Raw genomic sequence first — 24,715 nt, 5'->3', positions numbered from 1 at the left:
TGTTTTTTAATTGTTAATAATCAAAATATGTCATCCGATATATAGCAAAGCACGTGCCAAAGTGATTTTTTTTGAATATTATGGTGACATTTTGGCACAAGTATGAAAAAAAAATCTTATCTTTGCACCCAGATATTGATCAACAGTAAAATTTCATGTCATGAAAAGAATCATTTTAATGATTGGAATCGCCTTCGCGATGCAGTCAGCCATAGCCCAGGACAACCCTTACATCGTCAAGACGAAGGGTGTGAAGAAATCTATTGTCAAGCCAGACCAGTTAGCTCCTGTGGAGCAGAATGCAGCGCCTGAGAATGAAGACTTCTTGAGTAAGAACTTCCGTTTCCAGAGTATGTGTGACTGGAAGGAAGGTATGCGTTTTATGGTGATACCCGAGAAATACGACTTGTTGGTAAACACATTCCGTGATGCCACAACGAATAAAGAGGTGAGCAGCGGAAAGTTGCGCCATTGTATCATGATTTATAAAGGTCATGAACTCTTGTCAAATGGACGTACCCATGTCAACTTCACTTGTGCAGATGACAACCGCAACTATTATTATGAGTTGCCTAACGGTACGTTTGAGGACTATTGTTTCGGTAAGTTAGGTGTTCCCACACTGGCTTACCTGGGTGATGTTGACAAGGCCCGCGAACTGTTGCTGGGTAAGCTGTTGCTGACCCGCACTCAGCATTTCCGTGTTGACACCGACTATGATGGCGATGGCTATCGTGAGGTGACGGAGGAGAAGAACAAGGTGGTTGAGGTAAAGGCCATTGGCGTCGGAACCCGTTCGTTCCCTGTAAAGATTATCGTTGAAGATGAGAATGGTCATCAGTTCTACCAGAACGTAGCAATGAGTAAGACCAACAGTGGTATGCGTGACGACGAGTTCATTGTTGACAACGAGAAATTCCTGTTTAAGGGATCTTTCGACTTCACGGATGACAATATGGCAGTATCTCAGGACATTAAGGAATATTTGGGTCAGACCGTATTCACCAAGATTAAGACCAGCATGAGCAGTAAGGGTTCTGGTAAGGTTCGCGATATTGTTGTACCTCGCTTCACTGGTTTCATCATCGACGAGATTACTCCTATCAAGGGCAATTTCTATACGCTGACCATGCGTGACACGGAAACCCGTCGTGTCTATTATAAGGATATCACTTTCTCACAAGTTGACGAGCAAGGTGGTCTCAACGACAAGAACGACGACTACTTCGGACGTGTGTTTGGCTTGGGTGAAGGTATGGCTCGTACCACTAGCAAGGAAACGCGTGCTGCTATCCGCGAAGGTCGTGTCATTCCCGGTATGACAAAGGACGAAGTCCTGATGGCTGTGGGTGAGCCTAACTCCAAGATTTCAGACAGCGAGGGTAATGACATGTGGCTGTATGCCCGTTCTAATGGTGTTATCCTCGATGTGAAGTTCAACGAGCAAGGATCCGTTGCTTCTGCCAAAGCCCGTCAGGGTTCCAAGAATGCAAAAGGCAAGCATTCAAGAAGAGGCGGTGGTATTGCTGGTGGAAAAATGAAAACAGGAACACCGATAAACGAATAAGTGATATCGCATAAAAAAGGGGCTCTTCTCGAGAAGAGCCCCTTTTTTATGCCTTATAGTGTTATTGTGCTTTGATAGCTTCCATAATCTTGGCTTCCAGTTCATCGCACAGCTCAGGATTGTCTTTTAACATATCCTTCACGGCATCGCGCCCCTGTCCAAGTTTTGTCTCGCCATACGAGAACCATGAGCCACTCTTCTTGATGATGTTATACTCAGTAGCCAGGTCGACGATTTCGCCAATCTTGCTGATACCCTCACCAAACATGATTTCAAACTCAGCCTTGCGGAAGGGAGGAGCCACCTTGTTCTTGACGACCTTGACGCGTACCTGGTTGCCAATGATGTTGTCACCATCCTTGACAGATGTCACCTTGCGGATGTCCAGACGTACAGAGGCATAGAACTTCAGGGCATTACCACCAGTGGTGGTCTCAGGATTTCCAAACATGACACCAATCTTCTCACGCAGTTGGTTGATGAAGATACAGGTTGTCTTGGTTTTGGAGATGGTACCTGTCAGCTTACGCAGAGCCTGTGACATCAGACGTGCATGCAGACCTACTGCTGAGTCGCCCATGTCGCCCTCAATCTCCTTCTTAGGAGTCAAGGCGGCTACAGAGTCGACAATCAGTAGGTCAACAGCGCTGGAGCGTATCAGCTGGTCGGCAATCTCCAATGCCTGTTCACCATTGTCGGGTTGTGAGATGTAAAGGTTGGCGATGTCGACACCTAACTTCTCTGCATAGAAGCGGTCGAAGGCGTGCTCTGCGTCGATGAAGGCTGCTACACCACCGGCTTTCTGAACCTCGGCAATAGCGTGGATAGCCAGAGTTGTCTTACCTGAAGACTCAGGACCATATATCTCGATAATTCGTCCCTTGGGGTAGCCACCAACACCCAGTGCGGCATTCAGACCGATGGAGCCAGTGGGTATAACCTCTACGTTTTCTATCTTCTCGTCGCCCATCTTCATGATAGCGCCCTTGCCGAAGTCCTTTTCAATCTTCGCCATTGCAGCCTGCAGGGCTTTCATTCTTTGTTCTTGTGGAGACAACTGCTCCTCTTCTTTTTCTTTCTTAGCCATATCTTAATATAAAATTTAACGATTTACTGTTGATAGGATCACCTCTTTTTTTATAACTCCAAGTCGCCATCGTGGATTTCGTGCCAAGGAAGCCCCTGTTTGTTGAGTTGTTCCATGAAGGGATCAGGATCGAATTCCTCAACGTTGTGGACACCAGGCTTCTTCCAAAGTCCCTTGCAGAACATCATGGCACCAATCATGGCAGGCACACCTGTTGTGTAGCTGACGCCCTGCATACCAGTCTCCTCGTAGGCTGCACGGTGTGAGCAGTTGTTATATACATAATAGGTATGTTCCTTGCCATCGTTTCCGATACCACGGATGCGACAACCGATAGAGGTCTCGCCCTCATAGTTCTCGCCCAGATCCTGAGGATTAGGCAGAACGGCCTTCAGGAACTGCAGGGGAACAATCTTCACTTTGGCAGTACCTGTGCCATCGGCTAGTGGCGCTTCGTATTCCACCTCATCAATACGGCTCATGCCGATGTTCTGTATCACCTCAAGGTGCTTCAGATACTGCTGACCGAAGGTCATCCAGAAGCGTGCACGCTTGATGGTGGGATAGTTGATGACGAGTGACTCGATTTCCTCGTGGTGCAGCAGGTAGCTGTCGCGCGGACCGATGTTGGGGTAGGTGAGGTCTTTGTGAATCTCCAGAGGTTCCGTTTCTACCCATTTCCCATTTTCCCAATAGAGTCCTTTCTGGGTAATCTCACGGATGTTAATCTCTGGGTTGAAGTTGGTGGCGAAAGCCTTGTGGTGGTCGCCTGCGTTGCAGTCGACGATATCGAGATACTGGATTTCCTTGAAGTGGTGCTTAGCAGCATAAGCCGTATAGATGCTGGTTACTCCTGGGTCGAAGCCGCATCCGAGGATGGCAGTCAGTCCGGCCTTCTCGAACTTCTCACGATAAGCCCATTGCCAAGAGTACTCGAAGTGAGCCTCGTCCTTGGGTTCGTAGTTGGCAGTGTCCAGATAAGAGCATCCACAGGCCAGACAGGCCTCCATGATGGTCAGGTCCTGGTAGGGCAGTGCGAGGTTGATAACCAGCTCGGGTTTGTAGTCGTTGAACAACGCCTTTAGCTGCTCCACATCGTCAGCATCCACCTGTGCCGTCTGGATGTTCAGCTTGTAGCCAGCCTTCTTGATGTCCTCTACTATCTTGTCGCATTTCGCTTTACGACGAGATGCAATCATGAACTCAGTAAACACGTCAGCATTCTGTGCTATCTTGAATGCTGCTACTGTTGCGACGCCACCGGCGCCAATCATTAGTACTCTACTCATTTGACTATTTTTCTATTTCACGATTTACTATTTATTTCGTCTGCACGGATGCCCAATGCTGCCATCAGCGAATAGCCCAGTATTTCCTGTCGGAAATTTCCTCCCTGCATAGGTTGCATGGTCAGTACTGTGATGTGTTTCTCTTCGTCAGCATGGCGAAGGCCCTCGCGTACATTATTATATATATGTTCTGCATCGGGCACCACGATGAGGCGCTTGACTTCTGCGGCATTGGCGATAATCTGCATTGAGTCGACGAAGAGGTCTTCCATTGTCGTCAGGTCCTCGACGGGTACACAGCTGATTTGGAATTCGCCCAGTGGACCTATGAATGCTTTTCCGTCCAGTTCGTCGAACGCGCCAGGAATAAAGTTCTTCATCTGCTGATGCTTGTGTAAAAGCACCACCTGAACATTTCTCTCACCTCTCACCTCTGGCCTCTCACCTCTGTCTATAGGTCTGAGTCCTCCGTCCAGTGCTACGCATTCCAACCATTTGGCCATATCTGCCTGTGGAATCCGTCGTCCTATCATGCGCTCGAAATTCACCGTCAGGCCGAATGCCACCTTGTCTACATAGTCGGCGTCAACAAGGATAACATGCTCGTTCCATTTGCTTTCTTTCATACTTTGCAAAGTTACGCAATTCCCTTCAATCCTCCAAACTTTTCAGAGAAAAAAGCGAGGCTGTCCGTTATGGGCAGCCTCGACAGTTATTTGTTAGAGAGTCGTATTACTTCTGAACCATCTTCTTACCGTTCTGGATTACTACGCCCTTGTAGCTCTTGTCAACCTGCTGACCAGCGAGGTTGTAGATAGGAGCGTTGGCATTCTGCTCAGCAGCCTTGATGGTGTTGATGCCAGAAGCGCTATTGGGGGTGAATGCAACACCAAACAGACCAAGTTGACTCTTAGGACTCATTGCCATATAAGTCACATTAGCTTTTACATTAAATGATACATAACCAAAGAAAGGACGATTAGTGCCACCATTATCAATATTAGCAGTTGTTATCAAATAATTATCAGTCAATGTCCAAGCAACCAAATTGGTTGTACCACGATCACTTTCTGTCTCAAAGGTATTTCCATTACGGAAACCACTAATAGTCAACTGGTCATTACCCAACAACTTATAACCTTCATCCTTTGTTGACTCATCAATAATATATAGTTTATTGGCATTAAGATTCTTGTTCAGGCAGATAGCAATCTTCAAAACTCCATCCTTTTTAGCAGTAAACTCATAGAAACATCCCTTTGCAGGAAGATCATGGCCGCCTGGTTTCCATTCAGGATCCAAAATACGATGGATGGGGTCACCATCATAATCCGGAATCAAATTGCCTTGCTCATCAACCATATCCTTATTTTCACTATCTTTCTTGGCAGGATACTCGTAGAAATCCTTATAAGCAGGACTGGGATTACCCGTCTTTGGCATGATATAATCAAAGTACTGGGGATCGCAACCATCTACACTCAGAGCTGGAGTCCCTTTATAGTCTTCCTTGGCACCGATTTTATACTGCCAAGCCTCTCCATTATCTGTTGCATCAGCATTTAAGGTCGAATTTGCTTTTAAAACCAAATTCTCTGTAGAAGCTTCCCATGGAAAGTTCTTAAGAGCAATTGGGGAACCGCCTGTTACAGCTTCATAATTGCCGTTCTGCCATGTGCCAACAGGAAATATCTTTTCTTCTTTTGTCACAAGGACGAACAATGGATTGCTCAATGTTTGAGGGTTGGCAATTGATGCCTCAATCTTTTCCTTAATTTTAGTGGAAGAAACATCTATCACCTCCTGATTAGAAGTCTCTTGTGCATTCACACTCATAACACAAAGTGCTACAGAAATAAGAGTAAAAATTTTCTTCATACGCTTTTTGTTTTAGTTTATAAATATGTTATTTGTTTTGTTTCTTGACACATAAGTCGGTGCAAATATAGGGCTTTTCCTTGAAAACGCCAAATATTTTTGCCGATTAGTTATAGAATAGACGCTTATTCGGACATTTTGTCATCAGAGACATAGCGAATCCATACTTTATGCGAGTGGGAACCTCGCGTGGTGATTTTTCTTATATAATAATGTGACAAACCCGACGCCGATTCGTCTATAAATTATAAACCGAACGAATTAAAACAAAACAAACTTGATATGAAAAGACAATTGATGATGCTGACAGCCATTGTTATGGCTTTAGGTGCTTGGGCACAGAAAACCTTAACAGTCAGCAAAGACGGAAGTGGTGACTATACTACCGTTCAGGCCGCTATAGACGCAGTGGCAGAAGGCGAGACGGCAACGATTATGGTGAAAGCCGGCACCTATGATGAAATGGTGAAGATAGGTAAGCGCTCGAAGCCTTCTACCAAGTGTATTTCGCTGATAGGCGAGGGTATGGATAAAACCATCATCACTGCAGCTAATGGTAAAAATAACATCGGAAGCGGAAAGGATGTGCGCGACTATGCTACACTGGGTGTCTTCGCACCGGACTTTTATGCTCAGGACATCTGTATTCAGAATACAGGCGGAAAGGCAGCTGGTCAGGCGTTGGCTCTGCATATGGATGGTGACTGTTCTACGTTCTACCATTGCAAGATAGCAGGCTATCAGGACACCCATCGTACGAAGAAAGGTGTGCGCAGCTACTACAAAGAGTGCGTCATAGAGGGCGCAACGGACTATATTTATGCTGGTGGCACCTGTTGGTTTGATCATTGTACGCTGAACTGCGTGGCTGGTGGCTATATTACTGCTCCTGAAGACATCACGGTTTATACCACTGCTGAGGATGGAACAAAGATTTGGTTGGGATTCATCTTCAACGAGTGTATGGTGACCAAAGCCAGTGGAGTCAGCGACAATAGCGTGTCACTGGGACGTTGCTGGGCTGAAGAGAAGTGTGGAAGCATGTTTCTGAACTGCCAGCTGAATAACGTCATCAAGACTGCAGGATGGGAGACGATGGGAGGAAACGACGGTACCAAGTCGTACTATGCTGAATATAAGAGCAAGAATGGCTCTGCATTGGCAGATGTATCGAGTCGTATCAGTTGGAGCCATCAGTTGACGGATGCCGACTACGACAAGGTGAACACCTGGGCAAAGGTGGATGCCGCCTATCGTGCCATCAATACCAGTGCCTCTGCCTTCGATCCGGAAAGCGTGATTGCAGCTCACAAGACTACAGACGACTATGCCCCACTTGAGAACAAATTGCTGGCTTTCCCCACGGCTCGCGGCTTTGGTAAATACGTCACGGGCGGACGAGGAGGCAAGGTCGTGGAGGTAACCAATCTGGAGGATGATCCTAAGAATCCTAGCGAGGGCTCTCTACGTTGGGCGTTGACTGTAGCTGGAAAGGAGAATGCCACCATCGTCTTCCGCGTGAGTGGTGTCATCAAGATACAACCCAATGCTCAGAAAGTGCGCGACCTGCGTGCCAACCTGAAGAATGTGACCATTGCTGGTCAGACGGCTCCAGGCGAGGGCATCCTGATTCGTGGAGGCAAGATGAACTTTGGAGGTTCTGACAATCTGATTATCCGTAACCTGCGTTTCCGTATTGGTGATATCGATGAGGCCGACCTGGCTAAACCTACTGACAGCCGCTTCATCAAAGGAGCAGGCTTTGGCTTGGAGAATGCCAAGAATGTCATTATCGACCACTGCTGTTTTGGTTGGAGTGGCGAGGAGAATATGACCATGTATGACAACCACTTCACTACCGTCCAGTGGTGTATCGTCCACGAGGGCCTTTACGACGCTGGTCACCAGAAGGGCGCTCGCAGCTATGCCAACCAGTGGGGTGGCTCGCCTGCTACCTATCACCACAACCTGCTGGCTCACAACTACAATCGCAGTTCGCGTCTGAATGGTGCCTCGAGTACGACGGAAGACCGTAATGTGTTCATGGAGTATTTCAATAATGTAAACTATAACTGGGGCAAGAAAAACTCCTGCTATGGTGGCGAGAACGAAGCAGGAACATATAGCTCGCATGAGTGCAATTTTGTAGGCAACTATTATAAGCCAGGTCCTTCAACACCTAGTGGAAGCTATTTCATGGAACTCTCAGCTGCTCGTAGTGGAAAGACGCTTAACCCTAACCCCTCACGCTGGTATTTTGCAGACAATGTTATGGAGGGGAGTAGCAGTGCCACTAATGATAACTGGAGTGCCATCCATAACAATACCTCCTATACGGTGGCTGGCATGAAGTCGGAAACGCTGGTGTATCCCTCTGCGGAGGTTACGCGTCTGGACAAATGTAAGTTTGAGGATTATGACTCCTACCGTACTCCCACGGAGAGTGCAGAGGAGGCTTACGAACATGTGTTGGATAAGGCAGGTACCATCAATCGTGACCAGACGGAAGTCCGTATCGTGAATGAAGTGCGCAATAAACAGGCTCTGTATAAGGGCACAACACTCAATAAAGCAGGTTTCATCGATTCGCCAGACGATGCGGAAGGCTGGTCCACTTATGCAGCAGCAACGCCTGTGGTGGACAATGACCATGACGGAATGGCTGATGAATGGGAAACTGCTCATGGACTGAATCCTGCAGACCCTGAGGATGGCAAGCTGGTGGCTTCGGCTGAGGGCTATACGGCTTTGGAAATTTATCTGAATAGTCTGATGGGTGAGTATATTTCAATGACACCAACAGCCATCCGAACGGTGAATGCAAGATCTTCGGAAGTTGTTGGCCGTCAGTATTTTACTATCGATGGACGCCAAGTTCAGCATTTGCAGCATGGGTTGAACATCGTTCGCGAGACATTGGCTGACGGTTCAGTCCGGACAACGAAAGTTATTGCTAAATAGAAAACAGTGTCTATAGATTTGTTGTAATCTCGCCACTGCCGTAGCAACGGTGGTGGCGATTGTCATATACGACGCAGAATTGACCTGGTGCAACACCATGTATGGGAGCTTCGGCATGTACCATATATCGGCCTTCGCCCATTGGTTCCAGTTTGGCAGGCAAATACTCGGGGGTGTGGCGAATCTTCAAGGTGATATCCGTAGGGGGCAACACACCATTGATGCTGTGGAAGTCGTGGATGGGGAAGTCTTGGGTGTAGGCATCTGCAGGGTCATAGCCGTGAGACACGTAGATGATGTTCTGCTCAATGTCTTTCTTGATGACAAACCACGGACCACCACCTAGTCCCATACCCTTGCGTTGTCCGATGGTGTGGAACCAATGGCCTTTGTGTTTGCCTATCTTCTTTCCGGTTTCTAATTCAATAACATCTCCAGGCAACTCACCCAGATAGCGGCGCAGATAGTCGTTATAGTTGATCTTTCCCAGGAAACAGATGCCCTGCGAGTCCTTACGCTTGGCATTCACCAGGTGTTCGCGCTCAGCAATCTCGCGTACCTCTTCTTTCATCATGTGACCTATGGGGAACAGGGCCTTCTCCAGTTGCCAGTCGTAGATTTGTGCCAAAAAGTCAGTCTGGTCCTTCACGGGGTCGGGACTGGTGCAGAGCCATTTCAATTTACGATTTGACAATTGACCATTTACTGTTTCTGAGATTTCTTCTTCCTCCGTCGTGGCGTAGTGCCCTGTGGCAATGAGGTCGTAGTCGTGTCCTCGCTTCTCGTGGAAGGCGCCAAACTTGATAAGGCGATTGCACATCACATCAGGGTTGGGGGTGAATCCTGCGCGTACCTTATCCATCGTGTATTTGGTCACTTGGTCCCAGTACTCCTTATGACAGTCAATGACCTCCAACTTGCAGCCATACTTATGACTGACAGCTGTAGCCATTTCCAGATCTTCCTCACTGGAACAATCCCATTCTTCTTCTTCCTCTGGACCAATCTTGATGTAGAAGCAGTCGGGCTGAAGTCCTTGACGTACCAGTTCGTAAAGGACTACACTGGAGTCAACACCTCCTGAAAGTAATACTGCAATGCGCTTATCTTGTAGATTCATGCTGCAAAAGTACTTAAATAATATTAAATATCCAAGCATTTCCATTGCTATTTCAAAAAGTCACCATATCTTTGCGATATCAAAATGATATCATAGAATAGATTAAATATTAAAGTGGTATGGAAACAAAAGAATTCAAATTTAAAGGTACAGTTCTGAACGGCTTTGTAATGCTGTTCTTGGTCTTGGCACTGTTATTTGCTGCTGTTGTAGGCATTGTCTTCGGAATTATCCAACTGGATGATAGCAATGGAACAAATGGCGTCTGGCTTCTGGTTGGTAGCATCCTGTTGTTGGTGCCGGATATCATCTGCATGTGCAGTTTCCTCCAGTTGGAGCCTAACGAGGCCAGAGTCATCACTTGGTTCGGCAAGTATTCGGGAACTTTCGGAGAAACAGGCTTTTATTGGATAAATCCTTTCTATGGCACCAAGAAGGTGAGTCTTCGTGCCCGCAATCTTGATGCAGAACCTATCAAGGTGAATGATAAGTCGGGTAACCCCATCATGATAGGACTGGTGCTGGTGTGGAAGTTGAAGGATACCTATAAGGCATTGTTTGAGGTTGACACCCAGACGATGGCTTCAAATCCCAGTACGGTAGGGACAGATGCCAAGGGACTGATGAATGCATTGGAAAAGTTTGTCCGTGTGCAGGGTGATGCTGCCCTCCGTCAAGTGGCTGGTCAGTATGCCTATGACAACGATACTGATGAACCCACCTTGCGTTCGAATGCTGATGAGATTAACGAGCAGTTGGAACAGAAACTCGACGAACGTCTGGCTCTGGCTGGCATTGAGGTCGTAGAGGCTCGTATCAACTATTTGGCATACGCCCCTGAGATTGCAGCCGTTATGTTGCGTCGTCAGCAGGCTGATGCTATCATTCAGGCTCGCGAGAAGATTGTCGAGGGCGCTGTATCCATGGTGAAGATGGCGCTCAACAAACTTTCCGACGAGGAAATTGTAGAACTTGACGACGATAAGAAGGCCGCTATGGTCAGCAATCTGCTTGTCGTGCTCTGTGGTGATGATAATGCTCAGCCAGTGGTAAACACAGGAACACTGAATCATTAATAAATGGCAGAAAAGACGACTAAGAGTTTTATCCTGCGCGTTGATGCTGACACCATGAATGCGATAGAGGCTTGGGCTGCGGATGAGTTCCGCAGCACCAACGGCCAGTTGCAGTGGATCATCACAGAAGCTCTGCGTAAGGCCAAGCGTCTGCCTAAAAAGGGATAAATAGCTAAACAAATATAATACTATGGTAGAACTAAAGAACGAACAGTTGACCATTCGTGTCGCTGAGAAAGGAGCAGAACTCCAGAGTGTGAAAGACAATGAGGGTAGGGAGTATATGTGGCAAGCCGGTCCAGAGTGGCCTCGCCATTCGCCTATCCTGTTTCCAATCGTGTGTAGCGTGAATGACCAGACCTATCGTGTGGATGGCAAGGAGTATCATCTGCCTCGTCATGGATTCGCACGCGATAAGGACTTTACGCTGATTTCGCAGACAGAGGACAAGGTGACCTTTGCCCTACATGATTCGGAAGAAACACTCGAGGTATATCCCTATCATTTCAACCTCGCCATCACCTATCGTTTGGAGGATAACAAGATTCATGTCATCTGGCATGTAGAGAACACGGACAACCAGGAGATTCACTTCCAGATAGGCGGACATCCTGCCTTCAATGTGCCTGGTGGAAAGTTAGATGGTATGATAAAACTGGACAACGAAGAGCCTATGGATGTGCTGAAGAGCTATGCTGACGGCTCACACGATATGGTGGACGTGCCTTTGGAGGCAGATATGGGAATTATGGAGATTAACAACAATTTCTTCCGTAACGACTCCGTGAAGATTCATAAGAGCCAGACCCATCGTGCCATGCTGATGGATATCAATGGCGAGCCAGCAATTACGGTGGACTATAAAACGCCTGTCTGTGCCTTCTGGAGTCCTTATGACAAGCAGGCTCCTTTCGTGTGCATCGAACCGTGGTACGGTATTGGCGATCCCCGTGGTTTCAATGGCGAGTTCAAAGATAAGCCCCTGATGAACCACTTGTTGCCAGGTGCCTCATTCATGTCAAAATATACGATAACGATAGGTTAATATAACAAGAAATCGCGAAGTCTTAGTAGGCTTCGCGATATTTGTTTTCATCCTTGTCTTCGAGCATGGAGAGATACGACTGATATCGGCTTTGAGCGATGTAGTGGTCCTCAACTGCTTTCAGTACGGCACAACCCGGCTCATGGGTATGGGTACAGTCACTAAAGCGGCATTGTTTGGAGAACTCAAATATCTCTTTGAAATAGCTGGTCAGTTCCTCACGCTCCATGTCGAAGGTGCCAAAGCCCTTGATTCCTGGGGTGTCAATGAGCCAACTATTGCTAGAGGTGAGAGGAATCATCTCTGAGAATGTCGTGGTGTGCATACCTGTCTGATGTGCCTCACTGATGTCTGCTACACGTTGGTTGGCATGAGGAACCAGTCTGTTGATGAGTGTCGACTTGCCTACGCCAGAGTTTCCACTGAGTAGCGTAATCTTACCTTCAAGTAGCGGACGCAGTTCTTCTACACCTACTCCCGTTGTTGCAGAGATAGCCCTGCACTCATAACCTATTGTCTCGTACAGGTTGATCATCATCTGCTGGTAGTGCAACTCGTCGTCGCTTAGCAGGTCTACCTTATTAAATATGAGGATAACAGGAACGCGATAGGCTTCTGCTGAGGCCAGGAAGCGGTCAATGAATGTCGTGGATGTCTCCGGTTTGCTGACGGTAATCACCAAGAAGGCTTGGTCGACATTAGCTGCCAGAATATGGCTCTGCTTGGAGAGGTTGATGGATTTGCGGATGATGTAGTTGCGACGATCTTCTATTTCTGTAATCCAATTGCCCTCACCAACGGTGACACGGTCACCTACAGCCAAAGGATTAGTAGACCGTATTCCCTTAATACGGAAATTACCCTTTATCTTACAATCTAGGAGCTGGTCATCGTCCGTAAGAACGGTGTACCAGCTTCCTGTATTCTTAATGACGAGTCCCTTCATTTAGACTGTCATAATCTCCTTGTTCTTGGCATCCATCAGCTCGTCGAGTTTCTTGATGTACTTGTCGTGAATTTTTTGCAACTCGTTCTCTGCATCCTTCTCGTTGTCCTCAGAAAGACCGTCCTTGATGGCTTTCTTCAGTTTGTCCTTGATATCTGCACGTACGTTGCGCACCTCCACCTTGGCCTTCTCGGCAATCTTATTGCACTGCTTCACCAGGTCACGACGACGTTCCTCAGTGGGCTGGGGAATGCCTAAACGGATAATCTCACCATTGTTCTCAGGCGTGATGCCCACGTCAGAGTCCATGATGGCTTTCTCAATGTCGCGAATCTGCTTCTTGTCCCATGGCTTGATAGCAATGGTACGGGCATCGGGAGTCGAGATGTTGGCAACTTGGTTCAAGGGGACCTTTGAACCGTAAGACTCAACGCGTACACCATCAAGAATGGCTACGTTGGCGCGTCCTGCACGAACACGGCTCAGTTCCTCTTCCAGGAACATGGCAGCCATCTCCATGCGCTCTTCTGCTTGAGCTAATGTCTGTTTTACGTCAATCATATTCGGATAATTAAAAGTATTTGCGTGCAAAGATACGAAAAATTTCTGAAAACGACCAAAAAATTTGGTGGTATGATTTAAGTTTTATATCTTTGCCCCTTAATAGTAACTACTAATTGCCTATAACATATGTCGTTATCCCTGTTGACAGCATTAATAGCACAAGTGACGCACATTGGAAGACCTTTGGATTTTGACCATGTCGTTTCTTATGTTGTGGCTATTATTCTGATAGGTGTATTCGTATTGTTCTTCTATAATCGTCTGTATGTCTACAAACGACAAGAAGCCAACAAAGAACGTAAGAGTCAGAATGCTCGTCTGGCTTTGGTGCTGAAGGCAGGCAAACTACGTATTTGGGTTTATGAGGTTGCCAAGCGTCATTACTCCTATCTAACCGATGAGGGGACCTATGGTAAGGATTTAAATCCCATTGAGTTTGCACAGCAGTTTGACCGTGACCAAATTGAACAGTTGCGTCAGGCTGTTTTTGATGTCTGTGATATGAAGAACTCAACATCTAAGGTAACGATACATGGCAGGTCTGATTATAATGGAGAACACCGATGCTACGAAATGAATATTTCTGTGGCTCGATATGATAAGTTTGGCTTTGTTTCCAAAGTGTTAGGCATACAACATGACATTACGGACGATGTGCGTAAAAAAGAGAAAGTGAACCAGTTGTTGATGCGTTATCATACGGTGTTCAACTCTTCCTTGCTGGATATGGCTTATTACGACAAAGATGGCGTTTTGCTGGACCTTAACGAAAAGGCCTGTCAAACTTTTGGCGTTACTGACAAGGAAATGATTATGGGAGAAAAGTTCAAGTTGCAGAACAACCCGATGTTCAGCGGTATCGATTTGCAGCAAATGGAAAATACACGTACATCGACGATTATTGATTTTTCTCAGTTCCAAGGACCCCATTATGACTTTGAACGGTTGGGGATGTCTGGCAAAATGTACTATGACTCCACCATCAACCCTATCCGAAATGCACAGGGTGAATTAGAGGGCGTGTATATGAGCGGATGTGACATCACGGAGATGGTAGAGTCTTTCCACCGCCAGCAGGAAGGTGCCGAGCGGCTACGCAAAGCTATCAAGAACATTGAAGAGTATGTACATAACATCAACTATGCCCTTCGGGTCAGTGGTGTGCGTTTTATGAACTACTATCCCAATCGTTTTACCTTCGAGATGTCAGATACGGTCAACGAGACGAAGTTACGCTTGTCGCAGTTGCGCTGCATTCGTCTGGGCTCTCCCCGTTTTCGTCGTACTATCTCCAGCGTGCTGAATCGTATGGACCATTTGTCGAAATATAATATCCAGGAGACCATTGAGACGGAAATTCGCGATGAAAAAGGTCGTCAGATATGGTTAATGTTTAACTTGGTGCCCATGCTCGACAAGGAAGGGCATGTAGAACGTTATTTCGGCATGTGCCGAAACATGACGGATATTGTTGAAACGGAACGCCGATTAGCTGTAGAAACCCAAAAAGCCCAAGAAACGGAGTTGTTGAAACAGTCGTTCCTGACCAATATGAGTTATGAGATTCGCACGCCATTAAACAATGTGGTTGGCTTTGCCGAATTGTTTGAGTCGGAACATGATGAAGCAGACGAGCCTTTCTTCGTAGAGCAGATTAAACAGAGCGCGAACACGTTGTTAAGGCTAATCAACGACATCTTGTTCCTTTCTCGACTAGATGCCAATATGATTGAATATACCAAGGCAGATATTGATTTCGCCCAGGTCTTTGAGAGTCATTGTCAGATAGGCTGGAGTGGAATGAATCCGAAGGTGAAGCCCATTATTGACAATCCATACGAGCGACTGGTTGTCAACATTGACGAGGGCAACCTCGGTAAGGTAATAGAGAAATTGTGTATGCTGAGCACCTATTTCACCGAGGAAGGTACGGTCAGTGCCCGCTATGAGTATCGCCGCGGTGAGCTGACGGTGGCTATAGAGGACTCTGGGGTCGGTATTGATGCGCAGACATTACCTCATGTCTTCGACCGTTTCGTGCGTAATCAAAAAGAAGAACTTTGTGGTACGGGTCTTGACCTGCCTATCGTTCAGTTGCTGGTCCAACAGATGGGTGGAACCATCGAGATGGAGTCAGAACTGGGCAAGGGCACAACCGTATGGGTGTCTATTCCCTGTGAGGCTAAAGTCATTGAGCGACGTGTAGTATAATTGGTGAGATATGATGATACTGTCTATAATATATAGCCTTCTATTGGCTCAGTTCATACCCATGGTGATGGTTATTTTGGTAATCATAGCAGCTGTTGTCATGATTATCATGAACCGACTTGTGAAACGACGAGTACTCCGTAGCGTCAATAGTACACTTGATATTCATGACATGATGGAGAAGACCCTCAAGATCAGTGCCTCGAATGTCATTATCTATGATGTTCACAAGGGGATTGTCAGTCAGTTGAGTGGTTATATGCTCAGTAAAGGAGACATCAATGTGGAGACATATAAGCAGCATGTGCATCCCGATGACCTAGACACGGTGCTTGAGAATATCCGCTCTTTGATACGAGGCGAAGGGACAAGTGTGGAGTTCGACTATAGGTGGAATTTTAACTTTGATGAAGGTGCTCCTCAGTGGGGATACCTCCATAATACCAGTGTGGCGGAGTATGTTGACGGAGTCCCCCAGCCGGTAACCATCATCAGTGCACTTGTAGACCAGACAAATTTGTATGAGCAGCAGGAGCAGGAAACCGCCTTGTCTAAGCGATATAAACAGATTTTTGAGAACTCCATCATCGGTTTGTCATTCTATTCGGCAGACGGATGGCTTATAGATGCTAACCGGCAGATGCGTGTTATCTGTAATTTCGATAGTGACGAAGGGGATTCCTACTTCTCCAATACGAATTTGTTTGACGTGGCTCCCTTTAACGAAGTCCTTGACCGTAATAACCTAGAAGATTATTGGGCGTGTTCGTTGAGTGTCGTTCCTGAGCGTAATATGTATGTGTATCTTGAAATACGTGTACACCCTATTCTCGATAGTCTGGGGCATGTGGTCTATTTGGCCGTGGCTGCCCGCGATATTTCTGAGGAACGAAAACTCTACCTGCAGCAAAAGCTCAATGATGAGCAGATACAGAAGGCCAAGGAAGCCATCCAGCTTTACGAGACCGAGCTCCGCTATATGATGGAGGGTTGTAAGATGGAGGCATGGCGCGCCATCATTGAGGAAGATCGTATTGAGTTTTATAGTGGACTAAGTACCATCGTGCGTAGTATTACAATGAATGAGATGAGGGAAATCTTTGTCAATAAAGATGATGAGTTCGTGCGTTCTCTGTCAGATCTTTATAAGGCTCTTGACCATCCATTAGTCTATGTCGGACAGATTTGTCCGAGACACTCTGAGTCTATCAACGGACCGCTTTGGGTGCAGATTAACAGTATTCCCGAATATGACGATAAGGGGCATTTGAAGGGTAGTTTTGGTATCTGGCGTAACATCAATGACATTATGCACAAGCAGGAACTGCTGAAACGCGAGACGGAGCGCGCCAAGGACTCCGGTCATCAGAAGAGTGTGTTCCTTGCTAATATGACACACGAGATACGTACTCCGTTGAATGCTATTGTGGGTTTTTCTGATTTGTTACAAGCCGTAGAGTCGCCTGAAGAGAAACACGAGATGATTCGTATCATCCATAATAACTGTGATATGTTGTTGCGTCTGATCAATGACATTCTGGTGCTCTCAAATGTAGATGCCAATGCTATGCAAATTCGACCTGAAATGGTTGATTTCGCTATTGAGTTTAATGATATTTGCAAGTCCCTTTCTGAACGTGTTCAGGAACCTTCTGTTGAGTTCCAGAGTGATAATCCTTGTGATACGTTGCTTGTCAGCATCGATAAGTCTCGTATCCAGCAGGTTATTACCAATTTTGTCACAAATGCTGTTAAATATACTCATCAAGGACACATCCGCGTGGGTTATCGATTAGAGGAGCGTGAAGGAAAACAAGGATTATATGTTTATTGCGAAGACACTGGTGCTGGTATCCCTGACGATCAACTGGGACGTGTCTTCGAACGTTTCGTCAAACTCAACGACTATATTCAGGGAACAGGTCTTGGCCTTTCTATCTGCAAAGCAATTGTTGACCGATGCAATGGTGACATTGGCGTAGAGAGTAAGTTCGGTGAAGGCTCTACCTTCTGGTTTTGGATACCAGTGTGAGTTATTTCTTTTCCTGCATGAACGACAGCGTTTTTGCTTGTTCTATCATGAGGTCTGCTAGCATCTCGTTAGTCTCGTTCTGGCCGTTGATGATGTCGTAGACCGACTTTAAACCTTCGCGTCCGCCATTGTGTTTCAGTACATGGACCAGACAGAGGTGCTGCAGGGCTGTGTTGGAAGCAAGGATGTCAAGGTCGGTGATGGCCAGTTGCGAGAGTGCCAGTTGATAGGCATCTTCACTATTCTCGTCAATGAAGCGTTGCACATCGCCAAGTGTCTCTAGTCCGAACGATTCAAGCACAGGCAGATAGGACATGACACTGACAGGATATATCTCGGCTTGGTTGACGGATGCGATGCGTCTGTTCAGCCGATCGAAGGGCTTCAGTTCAAGATATTTGCGGAATGAACCGAGCGACAGAGGTACGTCGTCCAAATGTCCGCTTTTCACTAAAGCCAAGGTATGACGGCGGTAGTCGGTAAGTACAAGACGTAGACGACTGAACTCATCGTCCATCAGTTCCATCATACCTGCCAGACGATTGAACTGTCGCATGTATTCGCGTGGAATCTTTACGTCACCCTTGTAGCCTGTATCGTGCTCGATAGTAGACCATACATGTTGTAGGGCTGTTCGCATTTGCAGTTCAAAGCGCGGTCCGCCTGTTTTAAGCCGACAGATATAGTGTAGCGAGTTATATCCGAAAGCATCCAGGTCGTGCAACATGCGCTTGTCGACACTCTCCTGCCAGTCAATGTCGAATATCCCTTGGGCGATGACCGCAACCTTGTCAACTTCATCAGTATAGAAGGTGATGATGCGCAGACCTACCAGGTCGGTGATGTCGTCGATGGTTTTGTATTTTGAACCTTTTATTTCCAACTTTCCAGCCAGAGACTTCTCCGTCTTTACACGGTGCTCGATGGCTGTGACGTAGATTCCCTGTTTTCGCAGTTCGTGACGTAATAAATCGTATGCTTCGCCCGACAACTTATCTAGTGTCGGGCGAAGCTCACGATACTGCTGAAGCAGTTCCTTACCGTGTTGGTCTAGTTTTACACCACTCATCTTCTTTGTTTAGTACCCTTTCTGAAAGTCTAGAATATGAATGTTTTTTCCAACCAATAAGTGAAGATGCCGGCGAGGTATCCCACAAAGACAATCCATGTTATCTTCTTCATATACCATCCGAAAGTGATTTTTTCAAGTCCCATGACAACGACACCGGCAGCCGAGCCTATAATCAGCATGGAACCACCGACGCCGGCACAATAGGCCAGTAGTTGCCAGAAGATTCCGTCTACGGCCAAGTCACCCGCAGCCTGTACGGGATACATGCCCATGCATCCTGCAACAAGAGGCACATTATCGACAATGCTTGAAAGTACACCAATGATACCCGTTACGAGATAGTGGTTACCCTCGAAAGTGGCATCGAGACCTTGTCCAAGCAACGTCAGTACACCCACTTCCTGCAATACGGCAACAGCCATCAGAATGCCCAAGAAGAACATGATCGTAGAAAGGTCAATTTTTGACATGATGTCACTTACACGCTTAGCCATCGTGTCGTCTTCTGCCGTGTTGTAATGGAATATCTCAGTGGTAGTCCATAATATACCAAGGACAAGGAGTATACCCATGAACGGAGGCAGGTGGGTGATAGTCTTAAATATAGGTACGAAGATAAGACCTCCTACACCCAGCCAGAAGATAATATCGCGTTGAACCTTGGTGAACTGGCTGACTTCAGCCTTTGGCAGGTTATTTTCCTTGTCAAACTTGCCGTTAAGATGCATACTGAGAATAGCTGCAGGAATAATCATCGACACGAGAGAAGGGATGAAAATCTCGCTAATCACACCCTGAGTGGTAATAACGCCCTTGATCCACAACATGATAGTCGTAACATCGCCGATGGGTGAGAAAGCGCCACCGGAGTTGGCAGAAATGATGACCAATGCGGCATAGATGAGTCGGTCACCACGACTCTGAACTAGTTTTCTCAGTACCATAATCATAACGATGGAAGTCGTTAGGTTGTCCAGGATGGCAGACAGGAAAAAGGTCATGAAAGCCACGCGCCAGAGTAGTTTCCGCTTGGAACGGGTCTTCATGGTATCACGGACGAAGTTAAATCCCCCATTAGAGTCGACAATCTCAACAATGGTCATTGCTCCCATCAGGAAGAAAAGAGTACCCGCAGCATCACCGAGATGATGTTCAATGACTTCGGCAATGTGATGTATCACACTATCGCCAGTTACTGCAGGGTAGAAACTTGCGGGGTCGACCATCAGGAGGGTCCAGCATACAACACACATCAGCAGGGCTATTGCGGCCTTGTTGACTCTAGTAAGGCTTTCAAGGGCTATACACAGATAACCTGTTATGAAAGCTACACAAATACAAATTGTTAATGTAGACATGTTTTTAGTAGATAGATTCAATGATGCAAAGGTAGGCATTATTTGTGTCACTGCCAAATCTTTTGAGCATTTTATTTTGTTTCTCGACTTTCGCAAGGTCTAAATGGTCTGTCCTATTTCTTTTTTGTGTTTTATCGCGCTTTTCCTTTGTTGTTTGGCAGAAAAGTTGTATCTTTGCAAAATTGAAATAACTAAAATGCAATAAAATTATGGAAAGAACATGGCGTTGGTTTGGCAAGAAGGATAAGATTACACTTGCCCAGTTGAGACAAATTGGTGTGGAAGGTATTGTGACCGCTTTGCACGATGTACCCCTTGGTGAAGTATGGACTCGTGAGAAGATTCACGACCTGCGCATGTATATCGAGAGCTTTGGAATGCGCTGGAGTGTGGTGGAGAGTCTTCCTGTGGTGGAAACCATCAAGTACGGAGGCCCAGACCGCGATCATCAGATAGAGGTGTATAAAGAGAGCCTTCGCAACTTGGCTGCTGAGGGCATCCACTGCATCTGCTACAACTTCATGCCCGTGCTGGACTGGGCGCGTACCGATTTGTTCCACGACAATCCCAACGGTGCTACCAACCTCTACTTCAACTATGCCGAGTTTGCCTATTTCGATATCTACATTCTGAAGCGTCCAGGCGCTCGTGAGGAATGGGCTAACTTCGAAATGAGAAATGAGAAAGGAGAAAAGATAAATAGAAATGTGTTGGCAGAGTGTGAAGAACTTGCCAAGACGATGACTCCTGAGAAGGACCACAAGTTGGTGGAAACCATTGTCATCAAGACGCAAGGCTTCGTGAGTGGTAATTTCAGTGAGAATGATGAGGCTCCCGTTCAGAAGTTCCGTGAGTTCCTCGACCTGTACAAGGGTATTGACAAGGCTCAGTTGCGTGAGAACATGAAGTATTTCCTCTCAGCCATCATGCCTGTTTGCGAAGAGTGTAACATGAATATGTGTGTGCATCCTGACGATCCTCCCATTGAGATTCTCGGACTTCCTCGCATCGTGCGTACTGAGGAGGATATCCAGTGGTTCTTGGATGCTGTTCCCAACAAGCACAATGGCTTGACGTTCTGTGCAGGATCGCTGTCGGCAGGTACCTATAATAATGTGGTTGACCTGGCTAAGAAGTTTGCTTCACGCACCCATTTCGTTCATTTGCGTTCGTGCCATATCTTCCCCAACGGCGACTTCACGGAAGCCTCACACCTGGGTGGTCGTGCCGATTTGATCGAACTGTGTCGCATTTTTGAAAAGGAGAATCCGCAATTGCCCATGCGTGTAGATCATGGTATGACGTTTACCGATGAGCCTGGTGGTGTGTTCGACGAGTCAAGTCATGGTCATAATGCTGGCTATACGCTCTTGGGCCGTATGTTTGCCCTCGGACAGGTGCAAGGCATCTTGGCAACCGTAGACCGCGAGTTGGGTATCGATTATAAACAACCCGGTTTCTTCGATTAACAGAATATAAATTTCTAAAAAGGCGAGGACGAATCCGCAGCGTCTTCGTCTTTTTATATAAAACAAACTACACATTATTATATATGGAAAACAAGAAATACTACTTTGCCGTTGACCTTGGCGCTACCAGTGGACGCACCATCTTGGGCACATTGGCTGACGGCAAGTTGGAGCAGGAGGAACTGACCCGCTTCCCTAATAACCTGATAGAGACTGGCGGGCATTTCTATTGGGACATCTATGCGCTTTATCTGGAGATGATCAAAGGCCTACAGGTGGTAGGAAAACGTGGACTGGACATCACCTCTATCGGCATTGATACGTGGGGTGTGGACTTTGTCTTCATTGGTGAAGATGACGCTATCCTGCGTAATCCGATGGCCTATCGTGACCCCCATACCTTTGCTGCCATTGACGATTATCTGGAGAACGTCTTGGACCGTAAGACCGTTTATGATATTACGGGTATTCAGTTCATGAACTTCAACTCGCTGTTTCAGTTGCATGCTATGCGTCAGGCGAACAATGTCGCCTTGCAGCATTGCAAGAAGGTTCTCTTTGTTCCTGATGCCTTAAGTTGGATGCTCACAGGTGAGGCAGTCTGCGAATACACCATAGCTTCGACCTCCCAGATGCTCGACCCCAGAACAGGTGACTTGTCTGAGAAACTCATTGAGAGTGTGGGTATGAAACGGAGCCAGTTCGGACGAATGGTGCAGCCAGGAACACAGATTGGCGTGCTGACGGAAGAGGTGCAGAAGATGACAGGTCTTGGGGCCGTTCCTGTGATAGCTGTCGCTGGTCACGATACGGGTTCTGCCGTTGCTGCCGTGCCTGCCAGGGACGAGCAGTTTGCTTACCTCAGCAGTGGCACGTGGAGCTTGATGGGTATCGAAACGAAAGAGGCGGTCATCAACGAGCGTAGCTATGAGCTGAACTTCACCAACGAGGGTGGTATAGAGGGAACTACCCGCTTCCTGAAGAATATCTGTGGCATGTGGCTCTATGAGCGTTGCCGCAAGGAGTGGCCTGAGGAGGTCCGAAAGCTGAGCCATCCGGAGTTACAAGGTTCTGCCATGAAGGTGGAGGCATTCCGCTCTATCATTAATCCTGACGACAAGGCCTTTGCTAATCCGCCTTCCATGATTGAGGCCATCCAACAGTATTGCCGTGAGACCGGACAGACCGTCCCAGAGACTCCTGCCGAGATATGCCGTTGCATCTTCGACTCGCTAGCACTTCGCTATCGTCAGGTGTTCCTGTGGCTCAAGGAATTTGCCACTTTCGACCTGAACGTGCTGCACATCATCGGAGGTGGTTCGCTGAATAAATTCCTGAATCAGTTTACAGCCGATGCGTTGGGCGTTGAGGTGCTGGCAGGTCCACAGGAGTGTACGGCTATTGGCAACATCATGCTGCAGGCGAAAGCCAGTGGCGACGTATCTGACATCTGGGCTATGCGTGCCATCATTGCCAACTCGGTAGAAATGGTGCCTTACCATCCTACTGGCGACAAGGCTGCATGGGATCAGGCTTACGAGAAATACATAAATATATTAAAGAACAATAATTAGATATTAAATATTAAAACAAATCATTATGGCAAAACCATTAGTTGAAACCAAAGCAAAGATAGGTGTGTTCAGCATTGCACTGCAGGCATACCTGCCACAGTTCCCTCAGCTCGTTCCTGAGTTCGAGGCTCAGTATGAAGCATTCAAGAAGACATTGCCTGACACCATCGAGATTATTGACGGTGGAATGGTAACCACCAAGGAGCAGTCAATGGCTGCAGGTGACAAGTTCCGTGCCGCTGATGTAGACTTGGTCATCCTGCAGATGCTGACTTATTGCACCTCTTATAATATGCTGCCTGCCGTTCGCGACCTCGATGTTCCCGTTGTCATCGTCAACGTGCAGAAGAAACTGGCTCCCGACTATGCCAAGACCGACATCCCCACCTGGTTGGGCGAACTCTATGCCTGTGGCGCTATCGGCGAGATGGTGGCCGACTTGAATCGTGCCGGCAAGCGCTCTGCCGTCATTACCGGTGTTGTAGAGGGTGGCGACCCTGAGGTAAAGGCTGAGATAGAGGACTGGTGTCGTGCAGCCCAGGTGCGTCGCCGTTTCCGCGATACCAATATCGCACAGATAGGCCGTCCGTATCCTGGCATGATGGACCTCTATATCGACGAGACCAATCTCTACCACCGTATGTTTGTCTATACCAAGCAGTTCGACTGGGAGCAGATGTGGGCTATTGCCGACAATGTCACTGACGAGGCTGCCATCCGTGCCAAGGCAGAGGATATTCTCGCAACTTTCGATATTGAGGGTGGCGGTACCGTAGAAAAGGTATGGGATATGGCGAAGTATGTCGTAGCCTTCGAGCAGTGGGTGAAGGATGAGCAGTTGGGCATGATAGCCTCACACTATGCAGGCTTTGCACAAGGTGTGGCAGGCAAACTTGACTCCATGCTGATTCCTGCCTTCTCGATGCTTATCAAGCAGCACACCGCCTGTGCCGTCGAGGGTGATATGAAGGTGGCAATGGCCATGTCCATCTTGAAGACAATCTCAGGTACCGGCACACTGGCAGAGATGTACAGCATTGACTTCCCCAAGGATATCTGTATCATCGGTCACTCAGGCTCTGGCGACTTCGACATCTCGCAAGCCAAGAAACCGACCATGAAAATCGTTCCCGTATTCCACGGAAAGACAGGTGGTGGCTATCTGACTCAGTTCTATCCCCCAACAGGTCCAGTAACCTATCTGGCTATTACGCAGGACAAGAACGGTGTGTTCAAGTTTGTCGTGGCTGAGGGTGTCAACGAGGAAGGTGAAATCTTCACCTTTGGCGATACCAATATGCGCACCAAGTTCTCGCTGCCCTGCCGCGAGTTCGTCAACAAGTGGAGCGAAGCTGGTCCTACCCACCACATGGCTGCTGCCGTTGGACATCACATTGACACCATCTTGAAGGTCGCCAAGATTTTCAATATCGAATGTGACGTAGTTTGTAGATAATGCATAATTC

Annotated in this window: 19 protein-coding genes; 10 read left to right on the top strand and 9 right to left on the bottom strand. The window is 47.2% G+C overall.

The features are described from left to right. The first annotated feature begins 160 nt into the window (after nucleotides 1–160). Nucleotides 161–1,567 (top strand): hypothetical protein, encoded by a 1,407-nt coding sequence (locus BLU47_RS00865; RefSeq protein WP_091957265.1) that lies wholly within the window; start codon nucleotides 161–163, stop codon nucleotides 1,565–1,567. A 61-nt stretch (nucleotides 1,568–1,628) separates the two neighbouring features. Here the strand turns inward: BLU47_RS00865 and recA are convergent, their stop codons facing one another. From recA to BLU47_RS00845, 4 genes are all read right to left on the bottom strand, one after another. Further along, nucleotides 1,629–2,654, bottom strand: coding sequence for a recombinase RecA (gene recA, locus BLU47_RS00860; protein WP_091957263.1), 1,026 nt, complete (start codon nucleotides 2,652–2,654; stop codon nucleotides 1,629–1,631). A 50-nt stretch (nucleotides 2,655–2,704) separates the two neighbouring features. Beyond that, a complete protein-coding gene (locus BLU47_RS00855; protein WP_091957262.1) occupies nucleotides 2,705–3,943 on the bottom strand; it encodes a saccharopine dehydrogenase family protein in 1,239 nt (412 codons plus the stop codon). A 17-nt stretch (nucleotides 3,944–3,960) separates the two neighbouring features. After that, a complete protein-coding gene (locus BLU47_RS00850) occupies nucleotides 3,961–4,569 on the bottom strand; it encodes a DUF6621 family protein (protein WP_091957260.1) in 609 nt (202 codons plus the stop codon). 106 nt (nucleotides 4,570–4,675) lie between these two features. Continuing rightward, nucleotides 4,676–5,821 carry a hypothetical protein gene (locus tag BLU47_RS00845; RefSeq protein ID WP_143025414.1) on the bottom strand — a complete coding sequence of 382 codons (1,146 nt, stop codon included), beginning with the start codon at nucleotides 5,819–5,821 and terminating at the stop codon, nucleotides 4,676–4,678. A 282-nt stretch (nucleotides 5,822–6,103) separates the two neighbouring features. Here BLU47_RS00845 and BLU47_RS00840 point away from each other — a divergent pair, with 282 nt between their 5' ends. After that, nucleotides 6,104–8,782 carry a pectinesterase family protein gene (locus BLU47_RS00840; RefSeq protein WP_091957257.1) on the top strand — a complete coding sequence of 893 codons (2,679 nt, stop codon included), beginning with the start codon at nucleotides 6,104–6,106 and terminating at the stop codon, nucleotides 8,780–8,782. Between the two features lie 10 nt (nucleotides 8,783–8,792). Here BLU47_RS00840 and mnmA read toward each other — a convergent pair whose 3' ends face one another. Beyond that, the gene (gene mnmA, locus BLU47_RS00835; protein WP_091957256.1) at nucleotides 8,793–9,902 is read right to left on the bottom strand and encodes a tRNA 2-thiouridine(34) synthase MnmA; all 1,110 of its coding nucleotides are present in this window, start codon (nucleotides 9,900–9,902) and stop codon (nucleotides 8,793–8,795) included. A 119-nt stretch (nucleotides 9,903–10,021) separates the two neighbouring features. On the opposite strand from mnmA, the gene BLU47_RS00830 reads away from it, so the two are divergent. Genes BLU47_RS00830 through BLU47_RS00825 form a run of 3 tightly spaced genes read left to right on the top strand, consistent with a single transcriptional unit; the run spans nucleotide 10,022 to nucleotide 12,023 of the window. Continuing rightward, nucleotides 10,022–10,978: an SPFH domain-containing protein gene (locus BLU47_RS00830; protein WP_091957254.1), complete on the top strand. Its 957-nt coding sequence runs from the start codon at nucleotides 10,022–10,024 to the stop codon at nucleotides 10,976–10,978. A gap of 3 nt (nucleotides 10,979–10,981) precedes the next feature. Beyond that, nucleotides 10,982–11,146 carry a type II toxin-antitoxin system antitoxin gene (locus BLU47_RS14455; RefSeq protein WP_143025413.1) on the top strand — a complete coding sequence of 55 codons (165 nt, stop codon included), beginning with the start codon at nucleotides 10,982–10,984 and terminating at the stop codon, nucleotides 11,144–11,146. 22 nt (nucleotides 11,147–11,168) lie between these two features. Further along, nucleotides 11,169–12,023 (top strand): aldose 1-epimerase family protein, encoded by an 855-nt coding sequence (locus BLU47_RS00825; RefSeq protein WP_091957253.1) that lies wholly within the window; start codon nucleotides 11,169–11,171, stop codon nucleotides 12,021–12,023. Between the two features lie 22 nt (nucleotides 12,024–12,045). On the opposite strand, the gene rsgA is transcribed toward BLU47_RS00825, so the two are convergent. Both rsgA and frr read right to left on the bottom strand, forming a co-directional pair. Further along, complete coding sequence (gene rsgA / locus BLU47_RS00820; protein ID WP_091957251.1) at nucleotides 12,046–12,969, bottom strand: ribosome small subunit-dependent GTPase A; 924 nt, start codon at nucleotides 12,967–12,969, stop codon at nucleotides 12,046–12,048. Continuing rightward, entirely contained in the window at nucleotides 12,970–13,530 is a 561-nt protein-coding gene (frr, locus tag BLU47_RS00815; RefSeq protein ID WP_091957249.1) for a ribosome recycling factor, read from the bottom strand. A 129-nt stretch (nucleotides 13,531–13,659) separates the two neighbouring features. Between frr and BLU47_RS00810 the strand changes: the two genes are divergently transcribed. Continuing rightward, nucleotides 13,660–15,744 carry a PAS domain-containing sensor histidine kinase gene (locus BLU47_RS00810; RefSeq protein ID WP_091957248.1) on the top strand — a complete coding sequence of 695 codons (2,085 nt, stop codon included), beginning with the start codon at nucleotides 13,660–13,662 and terminating at the stop codon, nucleotides 15,742–15,744. Nucleotides 15,745–15,754: 10 nt separating this feature from the next. After that, nucleotides 15,755–17,776 (top strand): PAS domain-containing sensor histidine kinase, encoded by a 2,022-nt coding sequence (locus BLU47_RS00805; protein ID WP_091957246.1) that lies wholly within the window; start codon nucleotides 15,755–15,757, stop codon nucleotides 17,774–17,776. A 1-nt stretch (nucleotide 17,777) separates the two neighbouring features. Here BLU47_RS00805 and BLU47_RS00800 read toward each other — a convergent pair whose 3' ends face one another. Together BLU47_RS00800 and nhaD are read right to left on the bottom strand one after the other, a co-directional pair. Beyond that, nucleotides 17,778–18,845, bottom strand: coding sequence for a GTP pyrophosphokinase (locus BLU47_RS00800; protein WP_091957244.1), 1,068 nt, complete (start codon nucleotides 18,843–18,845; stop codon nucleotides 17,778–17,780). 29 nt (nucleotides 18,846–18,874) lie between these two features. After that, complete coding sequence (nhaD, locus tag BLU47_RS00795) at nucleotides 18,875–20,206, bottom strand: sodium:proton antiporter NhaD (RefSeq protein WP_091957242.1); 1,332 nt, start codon at nucleotides 20,204–20,206, stop codon at nucleotides 18,875–18,877. A gap of 209 nt (nucleotides 20,207–20,415) precedes the next feature. Here nhaD and uxuA point away from each other — a divergent pair, with 209 nt between their 5' ends. The 3 genes from uxuA (at nucleotide 20,416) to BLU47_RS00780 (ending at nucleotide 24,705) form a co-directional block, all read left to right on the top strand. Then, nucleotides 20,416–21,675: a mannonate dehydratase gene (gene uxuA, locus BLU47_RS00790; RefSeq protein ID WP_091957241.1), complete on the top strand. Its 1,260-nt coding sequence runs from the start codon at nucleotides 20,416–20,418 to the stop codon at nucleotides 21,673–21,675. Between the two features lie 83 nt (nucleotides 21,676–21,758). Further along, nucleotides 21,759–23,249: a rhamnulokinase gene (locus BLU47_RS00785; RefSeq protein WP_091957239.1), complete on the top strand. Its 1,491-nt coding sequence runs from the start codon at nucleotides 21,759–21,761 to the stop codon at nucleotides 23,247–23,249. 25 nt (nucleotides 23,250–23,274) lie between these two features. Then, complete coding sequence (locus BLU47_RS00780) at nucleotides 23,275–24,705, top strand: arabinose isomerase (RefSeq protein ID WP_091957237.1); 1,431 nt, start codon at nucleotides 23,275–23,277, stop codon at nucleotides 24,703–24,705. Nucleotides 24,706–24,715: the final 10 nt, after the last annotated feature.

The organism is Prevotella sp. tc2-28, assembly GCF_900107705.1.
Taxonomy (GTDB): Bacteria; Bacteroidota; Bacteroidia; order Bacteroidales; family Bacteroidaceae; genus Prevotella.
The sequence above is the reverse complement of the archived record's forward strand: the minus strand, read 5'-3'. Positions and strand labels throughout refer to the sequence as shown.

Bases quoted from the DNA above. Each gene is read 5' to 3' on its own strand.
- BLU47_RS00865 (WP_091957265.1), top strand. From the start codon at position 161: ATGAAAAGAATCATTTTAATGATTGGAATCGCCTTCGCGATGCAGTCA.
- recA (WP_091957263.1), bottom strand. From the start codon at position 2,654: ATGGCTAAGAAAGAAAAAGAAGAGGAGCAGTTGTCTCCACAAGAACAA.
- BLU47_RS00855 (WP_091957262.1), bottom strand. From the start codon at position 3,943: ATGAGTAGAGTACTAATGATTGGCGCCGGTGGCGTCGCAACAGTAGCA.
- BLU47_RS00850 (WP_091957260.1), bottom strand. From the start codon at position 4,569: ATGAAAGAAAGCAAATGGAACGAGCATGTTATCCTTGTTGACGCCGAC.
- BLU47_RS00845 (WP_143025414.1), bottom strand. From the start codon at position 5,821: ATGAAGAAAATTTTTACTCTTATTTCTGTAGCACTTTGTGTTATGAGT.
- BLU47_RS00840 (WP_091957257.1), top strand. From the start codon at position 6,104: ATGAAAAGACAATTGATGATGCTGACAGCCATTGTTATGGCTTTAGGT.
- mnmA (WP_091957256.1), bottom strand. From the start codon at position 9,902: ATGAATCTACAAGATAAGCGCATTGCAGTATTACTTTCAGGAGGTGTT.
- BLU47_RS00830 (WP_091957254.1), top strand. From the start codon at position 10,022: ATGGAAACAAAAGAATTCAAATTTAAAGGTACAGTTCTGAACGGCTTT.
- BLU47_RS14455 (WP_143025413.1), top strand. From the start codon at position 10,982: ATGGCAGAAAAGACGACTAAGAGTTTTATCCTGCGCGTTGATGCTGAC.
- BLU47_RS00825 (WP_091957253.1), top strand. From the start codon at position 11,169: ATGGTAGAACTAAAGAACGAACAGTTGACCATTCGTGTCGCTGAGAAA.
- rsgA (WP_091957251.1), bottom strand. From the start codon at position 12,969: ATGAAGGGACTCGTCATTAAGAATACAGGAAGCTGGTACACCGTTCTT.
- frr (WP_091957249.1), bottom strand. From the start codon at position 13,530: ATGATTGACGTAAAACAGACATTAGCTCAAGCAGAAGAGCGCATGGAG.
- BLU47_RS00810 (WP_091957248.1), top strand. From the start codon at position 13,660: ATGTCGTTATCCCTGTTGACAGCATTAATAGCACAAGTGACGCACATT.
- BLU47_RS00805 (WP_091957246.1), top strand. From the start codon at position 15,755: ATGATGATACTGTCTATAATATATAGCCTTCTATTGGCTCAGTTCATA.
- BLU47_RS00800 (WP_091957244.1), bottom strand. From the start codon at position 18,845: ATGAGTGGTGTAAAACTAGACCAACACGGTAAGGAACTGCTTCAGCAG.
- nhaD (WP_091957242.1), bottom strand. From the start codon at position 20,206: ATGTCTACATTAACAATTTGTATTTGTGTAGCTTTCATAACAGGTTAT.
- uxuA (WP_091957241.1), top strand. From the start codon at position 20,416: ATGGAAAGAACATGGCGTTGGTTTGGCAAGAAGGATAAGATTACACTT.
- BLU47_RS00785 (WP_091957239.1), top strand. From the start codon at position 21,759: ATGGAAAACAAGAAATACTACTTTGCCGTTGACCTTGGCGCTACCAGT.
- BLU47_RS00780 (WP_091957237.1), top strand. From the start codon at position 23,275: ATGGCAAAACCATTAGTTGAAACCAAAGCAAAGATAGGTGTGTTCAGC.